We start from the raw sequence: 13,320 nt of genomic DNA on the forward strand, positions 1-13,320 counted from the left end.
CCGGCCGCGGCGGCGAACGCGGCGGCCACCGTGCTCCGCCGCGCCGGGCCCCGCTCGCCCGGCGCGGGCACGGACAGGCCGCGGACCGCCGGGAACACCAGCCCCACGGCCAGCAGGACCAGCGGCAGCAACCCGAGGAACACCCAGTGCCAGGACAGGTGCTCGGTCACCAGCCCCGAGACCGGCGGCCCGATCAGCGACGGCAGCACCCACGCGGACGAGACCAGGCCGAACACCGCCGGCCGCGCCCGTTCGGAGTAGACGAGCGCGATCAGCACGTAGACCGCGACTCCCTGGGCGCCCGCACCGAAGCCCTGCAGCACCCGGCCGACGAGGAGCTGGGCCATGGTCCCGGCAGTGCCGCCGACGAGCAGCCCCAGCCCGAACAGGGCCGGGGCGAGGAGCAGCACGGCGCGCGGGCCCCGGGCGTCGCACCAGCGGCCGCCCAGGACCGTCCCGACCACCATCGGCGCGATGAACGCCACGAACGGCCACGAGTAGGAGGCCACGGACGCGAGGTCCGCGACGATCGCGGGCATCGCGGTGCCGACCCCCATGGCCTCGAACGCGATCAGGCTGATGAGCAGCAGGATCCCGACGGTGACGGCGCGCCGGGACGGTCCGAAGAGCTCGTCGCGGACCGGGGGAGCGCTCGTCGTCATGGGGCAAGCCTGCGCCCTCGACCGGACTTCAGGTCAAGTCCCTTCCGGTCGGATCACCGGCCGACCCGGTCCAGCAGCGCGCGGGTGAACTCGGCGGTCCCGGCCGTCCCGCCCATGTCGCGGGTCCGGACGCCGCCCTCGGCGAGCGAGCCCCGCACCGCATCGAGGACCTCGGCGGCGGCGTCGGCGTGACCCAGGTGGTCGAGCATCATCGAGGCCGACCAGATGGCGCCCAGCGGGTTCGCCAGGTCCTTCCCGGCGATGTCCGGGGCGGACCCGTGCACGGGCTCGAACATCGACGGGTGATCCCTCTCCGGGTTCAGGTTGCCGGACGGGGCGATGCCGATGCTCCCGGCGACCGCGGCGGCCAGGTCGGACAGGATGTCGCCGAACAGGTTCGAGGCCACGATGACGTCGAAGCGTGAGGGGTTCAGCACGAGCTTCGCGGCGAGCGCGTCGATGTGCTCGGACACGAGTTCGATCCCCGGATGCCTCGCCGCGCGCTCGGCCACGACCTCGTCCCAGAACGGCATGGTGTGCACGATGCCGTTGGACTTCGTCGCCGACGTGACGTGCTTGCGCCGGCCCTCGGCCAGCTCGAACGCATAGTCCGCGATCCGGGTGACGCCGGTGCGGGTGAAGACGGCCTCCTGGACGGCGAGCTCGCCCGGCAGGCCGCGGTTCATCCGGCCGCCGATCTCGGAGTACTCGCCCTCCGAGTTCTCCCGGACGACGACGAAGTCCACCTCGCCGGGCCTCGCGCCGGACAGCGGCGACGGCACGCCGTCGAGCACGGCGATCGGGCGGAGGTTGACGTACTGGGCGAACGCCCGGCGGATCGGGATCAGCAGGCCCCACAGCGACACGTGGTCCGGGACGCCGGGCCAGCCGACGGCGCCGAGCAGGATCGCGTCGTGCCCGGCGATCTGCTCGAGGCCGTCCGCGGGCATCATCGCGCCCTCGTGCGCGTAGCGCTTGCAGGACCAGTCGAAGGAGTCGTAGCGGAACTCGATCCCGTGGCGCTTCCCGACGGCGTCGAGCACCGCGGTGGCCGGCGGCAGGACCTCCTGGCCGATGCCGTCTCCGGGGATCAGGGCGATGCGGTGGACCGTGGTCATGGCCTCAGGGTCGCAGCTGCGCCGGAGGCGCGGTCCCGGGGGAGCACGACCACGCCGACGACGATCACGACCGCCGCGAGCGGGACGACGACCAAACCGAGGCGCAGGGACGTGGCGTCCGCGACCAGGCCGACGATCGGCGGCGAGAGCAGGAAGCCGAGGCGCAGCAGCCAGCTGACGATCGTCAGGCCGGTGCCGCGGGGGAGGCCCGGCAGTTCGTCCGCGGCGTGCATGGCGGCCGGGATCAGCGTGGCGACGCCCAGCCCGGAGAGCCCGAAGCCGACGATGGTGCCGGGGATGGTCGGGAACGCGAGCGCCAGGCCCATGCCCACCAGCACGATGATCCCGCCCGACCGCGCGACGGCGCGCTGGCCGAACCGGTCCACCAGTCGGTCCCCGAGCAGCCGCCCGACGAACTCCAGCCCCTGCAGCGCCACGAACCCGAGCCCGGCGACGGCCGCGCCGGCGCCCAGCCCGCTCAGGTAGATCGCGCCCCAGGAGGCGCCCGCGTCCTCCACCAGCGCCCCACACGAGGCGATGACGCCGAGCACCCCGAGGACGAGCAGCGTGCGCCGGGCGGCCCGGGAGCGGAGCGCGAGCACCGGCCGCGCCACCTCGTCCGCGGGCTCGCGCTCGGCGTCCTCCGGCCCGGGCAGCAGGAACCGGAACGCCGCGAGCGCGACGATCACGAAGAGCACCGCGGACCCCCCGAGGTGCCACGGCAGCGGCAGCCCGAGCCCGGCCGCGGCCGAACCCATCGCCCCGCCGAGCACCGCCCCGATCGACCAGACGGCGTGGAACGAGTTCAGGATCGAGCGGCCGTACCGCCGCTGCACCCGCAGGGCGTGCGCGTTCTGCCCGACGTCGACGACCGCGTCCGCCGCTCCGGCCACGAACATGGCCGACGCCAGCAGGACCCAGCTCGGCGCGAGCCCCGCGAGGAAGATCCCGATCGCGACGACCACCATCCCGAAGCACGCCACCCGGGACGAGCCGTACCGCCGGACCAGCGTCGAGGCCGTCAGACCGGCGAGCAGCGCGCCGAGCGGGAACGCCGCGACCGCGGTGCCGAGCTCGGCGTTGGAGAGCCCGAGCGCGTCCTTGATCTGCGGGTACCGGGGGAGCAGGTTGGCGAAGACGGCTCCGTTGGTCCCGAACACCAGGGCGACGGCGACGCGGGCGCGCCGGTTGACCGCGCGGTCCGAGGGGGCTTCCGCCACGGGTTTCTGCGACGTCACCGAGCCACCCTGCCACACGTGCTCCGGACGGACGCGCCGTCACCACGGACGGCCCCGCCGCACCCTCACGCCGCCTGTGCCCGGGCGCGCGGCCCGGCGAGAGCCCGACCGCACCGGCGAGGGCCGTGGCCCGGTCACCGGCCGGCCCGTCGTGGCGCCAGGCGACGATCCCGTCCGGCCGGACGAGGACGGCGGACCCCGCACCGAGCCGATAGGCCGCCCGCAGCCGGCCGGGCGGGTCGGCGAAGGCGGGGACGGCGACGGGGAGCCCGGGCACGGCGGCGCGCCAGCGACGCCCAGCGCCTCGCACAGCGCCTCCGGGGACCCGGCCCGCTCCGCGTGGGCGTCACCGGCGACCAGGCCGAGCCGGGCGGCCCCGAGTTCGAGGGCCTCGGCGGCCCGCCCGACCAGCGTGAGCACGGAGACCCGCTCGCGGAGGACCTCGTTCCCGAGCCGGCTGTCCCCCGCCGCGTCGGCCGCCCGAGTGAGGCGCTTCTCCGCACTGCGCAGGGCTCCCCGGGCCGCGTCCCGGCGGGCAGGTCGAGCAGTGTCCGCGCGGCCCGTTCGGGCCGACCGGCCTCGATCGACAGGACCGCGGCCCGGGGCTCGTCCGCCGGGTCGCCACGGGCGACGAGGGCGTCCGCGGCACGTCTCCCTCGGGAACCTCGGCGACGGGCCCGAGCAGCGGCCAGTCGAGCTCGGGGCCCAGGACCGCGGCGGCGTCGAGCACGGCGCGGTCGGTGCCGTCGAGCTCGGCGAGGCGCCCCCCGACCAGCGACGCGAGCGTGCGCGGCACGGTCAGCTCCGGTGCCGCGAGCATCTCCTCCGCCACGAACGGCAGGCCCTCGGAGCGGATTGCGAGCGCCCGGGCATCCGGGTCGCCGGCCCGGCAGGCGGCGGCGAGCGCGGCGACGTCCTCCGGGCCGAGGCGGCGCAGGGCCAGCGACCGGACGCCGTCCGCCGCGCGCAGCCGGTCCGCCACGGTACCGGGGCGCACGGACACCGTGACGAGCACGGGCGCGTCGGCGGCGGACCCGGCCAGGTATTCGACGACGGCGAGGGTGTCCTCGCCGGCCCGGTGCAGGCCCTCCAGGCGCAGCAGGCAGCCGGTGCCCTCGGCGGCGAGCGCGCGCAGCATCCGCAGGACACCCTCGCCGAGCACGACGGCCTGGTCCGGGGCGGCCGTGTCGCGGGGCGCCGGATGCCGCGGGAACGCCAGCTGCTCGAGGACCGGGCGGTACGGCCGCACCGCCGCCGACGTGGTGACGGCCGGGGAGTCCAGCCGGCCGATCAGGGCGCGGTGACGGCCCGGTAGGTGCCGCCCCCGGGGACCGCCCGCCGGGTCAGCCACCACGAACCCGGCGTCGGCCGCCGCCGCGACACCCTCGGCCAGCAGCCGGGACTTGCCGATGCCGGCCTCGCCCGTCACGAGCAGGAGTCCGTTGCGCGCCGCGGACACCAGCCTGCGGACCTCTGCGAGCTCGGCGCGCCGGCCGACCACCACGGGGCTGCGCAGGACGGGCTCCACCCGCAAGGACACCCGGCGCCCGGTACCCGGGGAAGGAGCCGGACAGAGCAGGGCGTTCAGCCGCGCGCCGGGGTCACCGGCCCTGGAACGCGTCCAGCGCGACCGCCATCGACGCCGCGACCCGGAAGTCCAGCCGAGGGTCCGGCACGGTGATCGTGTAGCGATCCCGGACGCTGCGCTGCCGCTCGCTCGTCAGCACCGTGGCGCCGTTCGCGTCCACGAAGTCGAAGTGGAACAGGAACGGCACCGGGATGTCCCCGACGATCGGGAGCACGTCCCACACCCGGCGCAGCACCGCGATCCCGGCGCGGCGCTCCTGCCCGACGGCCTCGATCCCGGGCGCCGACAGGTGCCAGCCACGTGGAGCGGAGCAGCTCTTCGCGAAGTCCTTGCGGAACATGCCCAGGGGGTTGCCGGACTCGTCGAACACGTCGTTCTCGGCGCGCACGTCGAGGCGCTGGCGGGCCTTGAAGGAGAACACGGCCGGGCTCTTCGCCTCGTCCGCGTAGAACGTCACCTGCTCCTTGAACGTCATCCGCTTCTGCTGCGCGAAGGCGAGGAGCCCACCCTCGGTGCCGTCCGGGGCCAGGGCCCGGATCTCGTAGCGGTTCACCATCATCGTGATCCGCTGGCGGACGGCGAACCGGGGCACGTACATCGGTGCGGGTGTCGTCACGCGGGTCAGTCCGGCAGTTCCGGAGCGCCGTGGACGCGTACCGGAGGGCAGGATGGGGCGGTGACTCCGAACCCCGAAGCCGTGGTCCGCGTCGATCGTGACGGTGGCGTCGCCACCGTGACCCTGGACCGTCCGGACGCCCTCAACGCGATCACCCGCGACATGCTCCTGCAGCTCGGCGGCGCGCTCGAGGAGCTGGCCGCGGACGAGTCGGTGCAGGTCGTGGTGCTGACGGGCGCGGGCCGGGCGTTCAGCGCCGGCGTCGACCTGAAGGCGCTGGGGGACCGCGACCTGACCGACGGCGCCGTCGGCGACCACCTCGACGCGCCCGCGCGTGCCGCGATCACCACGCTGACCACGATGCCGAAGGTCGTGATCGCCAAGGTCAACGGCTTCTGCTTCACCGGCGCCCTGGAGCTCGCGCTCGCCTGCGACCTGGTGGTGGCCGCGGAGGAGGCGAAGCTCGGGGACACTCACGCGAAGTTCGGCCTCCGCCCGACGTGGGGGATGAGCCAGCGGCTGATCCGCCTGGCCGGGGTGGCCCGGGCCCGGCGGCTCTCCTACACGGCGGCGACGTTCACCGGGGCGCAGGCCGCCGAGTGGGGGATCGCCGCCCAGGCCGTGCCCCTGGCCGAGCTCGACGAGACGGTCCGCGCCCTCGCGGACACGATCCGCTCCCACAGCGCCGGCTCGCTCGCCGCCTACAAGGACCTCTACCGCGAGGCCCTCGACGGCGGGCTCACCGACGGCCTCGCGTACGAGGAAGCCACCCGGTACCCGATCGAGGACACGGAGAATCGGGTCGCGGGTTTCCGGTGAGCCCCCGCGCGGGAACGACGACGGCCCCCGAGCCGGAGCTCGGGGGCCGTGTCGGAGAACCGTGACTAGTCCAGGTAGTCGCGGAGCACCTGGGACCGGGACGGGTGGCGCAGCTTCGACATCGTCTTGGACTCGATCTGCCGGATCCGCTCGCGGGTGACCCCGTAGACCTGGCCGATCTCGTCCAGCGTGCGCGGCTGGCCGTCGGTGAGGCCGAAGCGCAGCCGGACGACGCCCGCCTCGCGCTCGGACAGCGTGGCCAGCACGGACTGCAGCTGGTCCTGCAGCAGCGTGAAGGACACCGCGTCGACGGCCACCACGGCCTCGCTGTCCTCGATGAAGTCACCGAGCTGCGAGTCGCCCTCGTCGCCGATCGTCTGGTCCAGCGAGATGGGCTCCCGGGCGTACTGCTGGATCTCCAGCACCTTCTCCGGGGTGATGTCCATCTCCTTGGCGAGCTCCTCGGGCGTCGGCTCGCGGCCGAGGTCCTGGAGCAGCTCACGCTGGATGCGACCGAGCTTGTTGATGACCTCGACCATGTGCACCGGGATGCGGATGGTGCGGGCCTGGTCGGCCATCGCGCGGGTGATGGCCTGACGGATCCACCACGTCGCGTAGGTCGAGAACTTGTAGCCCTTGGTGTAGTCGAACTTCTCGACCGCACGGATCAGGCCCAGGTTGCCCTCCTGGATCAGGTCCAGGAACGCCATCCCGCGGCCGGTGTAGCGCTTGGCCAGCGAGACCACGAGGCGGAGGTTGGCCTCCAGCAGGTGGTTCTTGGCGCGCTCGCCGTCGCGGACGATCCAGCGCAGGTCCCGGCGCAGCTGCGGGGAGACCTTCTCCGAGGCCTCGAGCGCTCGGCGGATGCGCTCGGCGGCGTAGAGGCCGGCCTCGATCCGCTTGGCGAGCTCGACCTCCTCCTCCGCGTTGAGCAGCGCGACCTTGCCGATCTGCTTCAGGTACGCGCGGACCGAGTCCGCGGACGCGGTGAGTTCGGCGTCCTTGCGCGCCTGGCGCAGGGCCTCCGACTCCTCCTCGTCCCAGACGAACTCGTTCGACTTCTGCTGCGACGAGCGCGTGGTCGGGGCACGACGGTTCGCGCCGGTGTTGGTCTCCGGCTCGTCGTCGTCCTCGTCGTCGTCCTCGTCGGCCGCCGCGGCGCCGGGGGTGTCCGAGGTGTCGTCCTCGATGTCGAGTTCGACGTCGACCTCTTCGAGTTCGCCGTCCTCCGGTGAGAGCTCGCCCTCGTCGAGATCGACGGCGTCGTCGCCCTCGCCGGCCTTCTTCCTGGTCGCCGGGCCCTTGGGCCCGGCCTTCGCACCGGCCTTGGCTCCCGCGCGAGGCCGGGTCGCGGTGCCGGCCTTCTTCGTGGCCGTACCCGTGGTGCGGGTACGGCGTGCGGGTGCGGGACTCGGATCAGCAGGATCGCTGACGGTCGAGTCGTTGCGGGTTGCGGAGTCTGCGGCTGCCACCTAGGCCCTCTCGCTGCGTACGCTTGCGGTTCGCCGGAGTGCGGGGAACCCCGGCTCGGTCCGGCTGGCTTCGAGAATTGTCTCCTGACCCCGCCGCGCCGTTCGCCGTCGTGACAACGCGTCGACGTGCGTCCCGGGGGTGGGGTACGAGACCATTGTAACTGCGTGTGGGGCGGGCGTTCGCACCTCGCTTCCCCTACTCGCCCGAAGGGGCTCGTCCCCGACCTTCCGGAGGGGCCCGCGGAGATCGGGAAGCACCCGCCGACACCCCCGTCACGCTGGGGCCGAATCGATTCCGGGGCCGTCCGGTGTGGTCGGATGGACCCATGTCCGAGCAGATTTCCGACACGCCCGCCGAGCTTGCCGAACTGCGGCGTGTCGCCGAACTCGTCGCCTCCGAGGCCGCGGCCCGGCTGCGCACCCTCCCCGCGCCCCGGTCGACCGGCGCGGACCCGGGCGCGGTGTCCACGAAGAGCTCGCCCACGGACGTCGTGACCGCCGCGGACAAGGCCCTCGAGGAGCTGGTGCGCGGCCGGCTCGGAGAGCTGCGCCCGGGGGAGCCGGTCTTCGGCGAGGAGGAGGCGGGCGACGCTGCCGCGGCCCGCTGGGTGGTCGACCCGATCGACGGCACGGTGAACTACCTCTACGGCCTGCCCTGGTACGCGGTGTCCGTCGCGGCCGTCCGGGACGGGGTGTCGCTGGCCGGCGCCGTCGTCGAGCCCGCGTCCGGTCGCGTATGGACGGCGGCGCGGGGTGCCGGCGCCACGCTCGACGGCAGGGCGCTGCGGGTGAACGAGGAGACGGACCTGTCCCAGTCGCTCGTCGGCACGGGGTTCGGCTACGCCGCCGAGCGCCGGGCCCGGCAGGCCCGGCTCGTCGCGGGGATGCTGCCGCGGGTCCGCGACGTGCGGCGCAACGGCGCGGCGTCCCTGGACCTCTGCGGGGTGGCCGCGGGATGGCTCGACGGTTACCTCGAGCACGGGCTGGGCTGGTGGGACTGGGCCGCGGCGGCGCTGATCGCCACCGAGGCCGGCGCTGTGGTGCGGCATCCCGCGCCGCCCACGTTCGAGGCGGGGCCGGACGACGGGCTCGGCCCCGACGCCACGCTCGTCGCCGTCCCGGGGATCGCCCGCGACCTCGGCGCACTCGCCCGGGAGCTCGGCGCCGCGGAGATCTGACCCCCGGATCTCAGCAGCCGATCTCGACAGCCGGATCTCAGCAGGAGGCCTCGCGGGCGGTCGCCAGGTCGTCAGGGTCCACCGCGGGCCCCGCCGGCCGGCCGTCCGCGGTCGCGCCGGCGGGGTTCGCCAGCTGGTCCAGGACGTTCTTGGTGGCGCGTCCCGGGTTGACGTCGGTGAACCCGGTGCCGACGGCGACGTCCACGCTGTCGTCCGCGCGGTCGTCCCGGACGAGCTCGGTGCACGGCATGAGCAGCGACAGCGTCACCGCCGCCCCCTGGCCCGCCTGACCGAAGCGCAGCTGGCCGCGGCACTCGAGGTCGCCGTCCGGGAAGAACGGGTCGTTGTCCGGCGGTGCGGCCTCGGTGACGCCGAGGTCCCCGAGCTGCGCGGCGACCAGGTTCGCCTGGCCGCGCTGGCCGCCCGCGTTGAGCACGGTGACCCGTACCGCGCCGGCCGCGACGGGCGCGACGTCCGCGAGCGCGTCCGCGTCCAGCACGGTGCCGACGCTGCGGCCGTCCGCGGGGGAGTTGCAGGCGGCGAGGCCGGTGGAGGTCGCCGAGTTGACCAGCACGACCGTCCAGGTGGCGACCGCGAGTACGCCGAGCACGGAGACGGTGGCGATTACGGGGCGCGTGCGGCGGCGCCGGTAGGGACGCAGGCCGCCCATCAGCCGATCCCGCCGGACACCGCGAGCCCGTCCACCCCGTGGTCCAGCACGTGGTGCCCGAGGGTGACCAGCGGACGCACCGCGTCCTCGATGCCCTTCGCCATCTCCGCCGGCACGGCTCCGGCGCGTACCCGCGCGAGGATCCCGGCCAGCACCACGGCCAGCTTGAACGCCCCGAACGCGACGTACCAGCCGAGGGGGGCCAGATCCAGGCCGGACTGCCGCCCGTACGCCACCGCGATCTCGGCCCGGGTGGGGAAGCCGGGGAGCCGGGTGGGGCTCGGCAGGTGCTGTGCCTCACGCCAGACCGGGTCCTCGTCGGCCTGGTACCAGTAGACGAGCATCAGCCCCAGGTCCGCCAGCGGATCCCCGAGCGTCGACATCTCCCAGTCCAGGACGGCGGTGATCCGGCCGGGATTTGACCGGTCGAACAGGCAGTTGTCGATCCGGTAGTCCCCGTGGACGATCGTGTGCCGCTGCGCCTCGGGGACCGCGCCGCCGAGCCGCTCGGCCAGCCTGCTCAGCTCCTTCTCGGTGGCCTCGTCGGTGCCGGAGACCCCGTCCGCGCGGGCGGCCTCCCACTGCTTGCCCCAGCGGCGCACCTGGCGGGCCATGAAGCCCTCCGGGCGTCCGAAGTCCGCCAGGCCCACCCGGGCCGGGTCCACGGCGTGCAGGGCCACCAGGACGTCCACCAGGGCCTGTCCGGCGCGTGCCCGGTCCGCCTCGGTGTCCGCCCAGCCGGCCGGGAGATCGCCGAGCGGGACGACGCCGTCGACCATCTCCATCACGAAACAGGGCGCGTCCACCGGCGGGCCGCCCTCGGACGCCGCCAGGACGGCGGGCACCGGGACGTCCGTGTCGCCGAGGGCGGCGATGACGCGCTGCTCGCGGCCCATGTCGTGCGCCGTCGCGGCGACCGCGCCGACCGGCGGCCGGCGCAGCACCACGTCCCCGGCCGGGCTCGAGACGCGATAGGTGAGGTTGGACCGGCCGGCGCCGATGGAGTGCAGCGTCGAGCCGCGCCACCGCTCGTCGTCCAGCCGGTCGGCGAGCCACGCACCCACGGCGGCGGGGTCCGCGCCGGGCGTGGCGGAGGGGGCCCCTGCCGTGTCGTCAGGGAGGTCGGGCGTGGAACCGGTCGTCACGTCGGGCACCTTAACGGCCCGACGTGACGACGGCCGGGAAGATCCTGGCCGACCGGGGTGTTCGGGCGGTGGGACGGGTCACCCGACACGGTCTTGACTGCTGGGTTATCCTCTCGCCCCCGGGGGGAAGTCCGATCGTCCTCAGGGGCACGCGCCGGCAGTACGGCGGAGCGGGCCCCGGGTGGGTCCTGCCCGGCGGGTGTGAAGGGTGAGACCGGCGTCACCACGGCGCCGGGCACAAAGCCCGTAGCTGCGACGTTGTGCAGCCGCACGACCGCATCAACTAGCGAGTGTTCGAGTACTTGGGGTGGGAAAGATGGCGACCGACTACGACGCACCGCGGCGGAACGACAGCGACGACATGGCTGAGGACTCGCTCGACGAGCTCAAGGCCCGTCGGAACGAGTCGCAGTCGTCCGCGGTCGACGTCGACGAGACCGACACGGCGGAGAGCTTCGAGCTCCCCGGCGCGGACCTGTCCGGCGAGGAGCTGACGGTCAAGGTGCTCCCGAAGCAGGCGGACGAGTTCACCTGCGGCAGCTGCTTCCTGGTGCACCACCGGAGCCGGCTGGCGGAGACCCGCGGCAACATGTTCATCTGCCGGGACTGCGCGGCCTGACCCGGGGCCGCCCGATCCGGGCGGCCTGATCCGGGTACGGCCGCCCGGCCCCGGTGGGTCCGGGGGAACTCGAACGACGTCCCGCTCGGCCTCAGGCCGGCGGGACGCCTGCGTGTCGGGCCCACCCGGCCCGTCAGCTGCCGGGGCGGCGGTCCAGGGCCGCGACCAGCTCCTCCGGACGACGGCTGCTCACGATCCAGTACGGCACCGGGTTCGCCGGGTCCGTGACCTCGATCCGCACGACCGGGCCGACCCAGGACCGGTGGACCACGTGGGCCGTGGGGTCCAGCTCCGGGCCCAGGGCCTGCTGCTTGCGGTCCTTGGGCACGATCTGCACGCGACCGACGTCCGCCCGGCGGAGGTGCTCGTCCCCGGCGGTCAGCTCGGTCCCGGTGACCTGTACCCGGGCGGCGCCGAGCCGCCACACCACGAGCAGCGACAGCGGGATCAGGACGACGTAGCCGATCCAGGACCGCACGCCGGGATAGCCCATGTGGATCTCGGCTCCGAGCAGGACGGCGATGCCGACGCCGAACAGATACCACCAGAACGGCACGGACAACCGTTCGTCGAACCGGGAACGGCCGGACGTCGCAGGACCGGCGGACGACGGGTGTTCACTCACGCAGTCGAGGGTAGCGTCGTTCGTTGTGCCCGGCCCCGTCGATGCTCCCCCGCACGAGCCGTTGGTCGCACCGGTTGTCGATGTGCTGCTGACCAGGCTCGATCAGGACGTGCCCGTGCCCGCCTACGCCCGCGAGGGCGACGCCGGTGCGGACCTCGTCACAACCTCCGACGTCCTGCTCGCTCCCGGTGAGCGTGTGGTCGTCGGCACAGGCGTCGCGATCGCGCTGCCACTCGGTTACGCGGGGTTCGTCCACCCACGTTCGGGGCTGGCCGCCCGCGCAGGGCTGTCGGTGGTGAACACCCCCGGCACGATCGACGCCGGCTACCGCGGCGAGATCCGCGTCTGCCTGATCAACCACGACCCGCGCGCCGAGCTGCGGCTCCGCCGGGGTGACCGGATCGCCCAGCTGGTGATCCAGAAGGTGGAGCGGGCCCGGTTCGTCGAGGTCGCCGAGCTGCCGGGCTCCGAGCGCGGTGCCGGCGGCTACGGCTCCACCGGAGGGCACGACCGGCTCGTGCCCGGCGAGGGGAGCGGCCCGCGGTGAGCGTCCGCTACGGAGACGACGTGGTGGCCCCGGGGCTCCCGGAGGACACCGAGGGCGGCGTCGACGGGTACGGGGCCGAGGAGGTCGAGTACGAGGGCCCGCCGTTCGGGCCCTACGACGCCGAGTACCTCGACCCGGAGATGACCGACGTGGCCCGGATGGACTTCGGCGCCGTGCAGGTGCCGGTCCCGATGACCGGCACGGTCAACCTGGAACAGGCCGCCAAGGGCAAGCTGCAGGCCGTCCACGTGACGATGCCCGGCGGCCGGCTGTCCGTGAGCGCGCTCGCCGCGCCCCGCTCGTCGGGCCTGTGGAGCCAGCTGGCCTCGGAGATCGAGCAGTCGCTGCGCGACGGCGGCGCCCAGGTGCGCTCGTTCCAGGGTGAGTGGGGCCGGGAGCTGCACGCCCGCACGGACGGCGCCCGGTCGGTGTTCGTCGGTGTCGACGGCGAGCGCTGGATGCTCTACGGCGTGGCCACCGGCCCGGCCGAGCACGCCGTCGCGCTCGACGACGAGCTGCGCCGGATGCTGCGCGCCACCGTCGTCGTGCGGGGGCGGCAGCCGTACCCCCCGCGCACGGTGCTGCCCCTGTCCACGCCCGAGTCCCTGGACCCCGCCTCGCAGCGGCCGACGGACGCCCGGCCCAAGCGGGCGACGATGACCCTGCGGACCAAGCCGGCCGAGCCGGACATGGCGGACGCCCCGGCCGCGAACGAGACGACCGCCGTGTCGCCCGTCGAGGGCACCGGCGGCCGGGCCGCGGTGAACGGACGCCCGCAGCGACGTCCCGCCCTCTCCCCGGCCGCCCAGCAGCTCAGACCCGGCTGGCAGTCCCAGCCCGCCCGGCAGTCCCCGCCCGTCCAGCAGTCCCAGGGCGCTCAGGAGTCCCGAACCGCCCAGCAGCACCGGGACGTTCAGCGGTCCGGGAGTCCTCAGCAGCCCCGTCCGGGCGCCGGCGCGCCCCAGCCGGGCCCTGTCCAGCCGGCTCGTGGGCAGCCGGGTCGTGGGCAGCGCCCCGCCCCGG

The 13,320-nt window shown here is 74.5% G+C and carries 14 protein-coding genes; 5 read left to right on the forward strand and 9 right to left on the reverse strand.

Features of this window, described 5'->3' with window-relative positions:
- The 5 genes from JWP64_RS18425 to JWP64_RS18445 form a co-directional block, all read right to left on the reverse strand.
- The coding region (locus JWP64_RS18425; RefSeq protein WP_297498715.1) for an MFS transporter at positions 1-662 on the reverse strand (662 nt) is incomplete at its 3' end.
- A gap of 53 nt (positions 663-715) precedes the next feature.
- Positions 716-1,780 (reverse strand): tartrate dehydrogenase, encoded by a 1,065-nt coding sequence (locus tag JWP64_RS18430; RefSeq protein WP_297498718.1) that lies wholly within the window; start codon positions 1,778-1,780, stop codon positions 716-718.
- Positions 1,777-3,018, reverse strand: coding sequence for an MFS transporter (locus tag JWP64_RS18435; RefSeq protein WP_297498721.1), 1,242 nt, complete (start codon positions 3,016-3,018; stop codon positions 1,777-1,779). Before JWP64_RS18435 ends, JWP64_RS18430 begins: the two co-directional genes overlap by 4 nt.
- 346 nt (positions 3,019-3,364) lie before the next feature.
- On the reverse strand, positions 3,365-4,558 hold the full coding sequence (locus JWP64_RS18440) for an ATP-binding protein (RefSeq protein ID WP_297498724.1): 1,194 nt from the start codon (positions 4,556-4,558) through the stop codon (positions 3,365-3,367).
- 61 nt (positions 4,559-4,619) lie between these two features.
- Positions 4,620-5,222, reverse strand: coding sequence for a hypothetical protein (locus JWP64_RS18445; protein WP_297498727.1), 603 nt, complete (start codon positions 5,220-5,222; stop codon positions 4,620-4,622).
- A gap of 60 nt (positions 5,223-5,282) precedes the next feature.
- Here JWP64_RS18445 and JWP64_RS18450 point away from each other — a divergent pair, with 60 nt between their 5' ends.
- The gene (locus JWP64_RS18450; protein ID WP_297498730.1) at positions 5,283-6,041 is read left to right on the forward strand and encodes an enoyl-CoA hydratase/isomerase family protein; all 759 of its coding nucleotides are present in this window, start codon (positions 5,283-5,285) and stop codon (positions 6,039-6,041) included.
- A 65-nt stretch (positions 6,042-6,106) separates the two neighbouring features.
- On the opposite strand, the gene JWP64_RS18455 is transcribed toward JWP64_RS18450, so the two are convergent.
- Positions 6,107-7,513 carry an RNA polymerase sigma factor gene (locus JWP64_RS18455; protein ID WP_297498733.1) on the reverse strand — a complete coding sequence of 469 codons (1,407 nt, stop codon included), beginning with the start codon at positions 7,511-7,513 and terminating at the stop codon, positions 6,107-6,109.
- A gap of 326 nt (positions 7,514-7,839) precedes the next feature.
- Between JWP64_RS18455 and JWP64_RS18460 the strand changes: the two genes are divergently transcribed.
- Positions 7,840-8,691, forward strand: coding sequence for an inositol monophosphatase family protein (locus JWP64_RS18460; protein WP_297498736.1), 852 nt, complete (start codon positions 7,840-7,842; stop codon positions 8,689-8,691).
- Between the two features lie 37 nt (positions 8,692-8,728).
- Here JWP64_RS18460 and cei read toward each other — a convergent pair whose 3' ends face one another.
- Together cei and JWP64_RS18470 are read right to left on the reverse strand one after the other, a co-directional pair.
- Positions 8,729-9,361: an envelope integrity protein Cei gene (gene cei / locus JWP64_RS18465; protein ID WP_297498739.1), complete on the reverse strand. Its 633-nt coding sequence runs from the start codon at positions 9,359-9,361 to the stop codon at positions 8,729-8,731.
- A complete protein-coding gene (locus tag JWP64_RS18470) occupies positions 9,361-10,506 on the reverse strand; it encodes a phosphotransferase family protein (protein WP_297498741.1) in 1,146 nt (381 codons plus the stop codon). The genes cei and JWP64_RS18470 overlap by 1 nt, the downstream gene beginning before the upstream one ends.
- A gap of 316 nt (positions 10,507-10,822) precedes the next feature.
- On the opposite strand from JWP64_RS18470, the gene JWP64_RS18475 reads away from it, so the two are divergent.
- Positions 10,823-11,125, forward strand: coding sequence for a DUF4193 domain-containing protein (locus JWP64_RS18475; RefSeq protein ID WP_297498744.1), 303 nt, complete (start codon positions 10,823-10,825; stop codon positions 11,123-11,125).
- Between the two features lie 133 nt (positions 11,126-11,258).
- Here the strand turns inward: JWP64_RS18475 and JWP64_RS18480 are convergent, their stop codons facing one another.
- A complete protein-coding gene (locus JWP64_RS18480) occupies positions 11,259-11,750 on the reverse strand; it encodes a DUF3093 domain-containing protein (RefSeq protein WP_297498747.1) in 492 nt (163 codons plus the stop codon).
- A gap of 25 nt (positions 11,751-11,775) precedes the next feature.
- Here JWP64_RS18480 and dut point away from each other — a divergent pair, with 25 nt between their 5' ends.
- Both dut and JWP64_RS18490 read left to right on the forward strand, forming a co-directional pair.
- Positions 11,776-12,297 (forward strand): dUTP diphosphatase, encoded by a 522-nt coding sequence (gene dut / locus JWP64_RS18485; RefSeq protein WP_297498749.1) that lies wholly within the window; start codon positions 11,776-11,778, stop codon positions 12,295-12,297.
- Positions 12,294-13,320 (forward strand): DUF3710 domain-containing protein (locus JWP64_RS18490; RefSeq protein ID WP_297498752.1); only part of this gene is annotated, 1,027 nt, incomplete at its 3' end. The genes dut and JWP64_RS18490, both read left to right, overlap by 4 nt.

It is taken from the genome of Pseudonocardia sp. (genome assembly GCF_025465255.1).
Lineage (GTDB): Bacteria > Actinomycetota > Actinomycetes > Mycobacteriales > Pseudonocardiaceae > Pseudonocardia.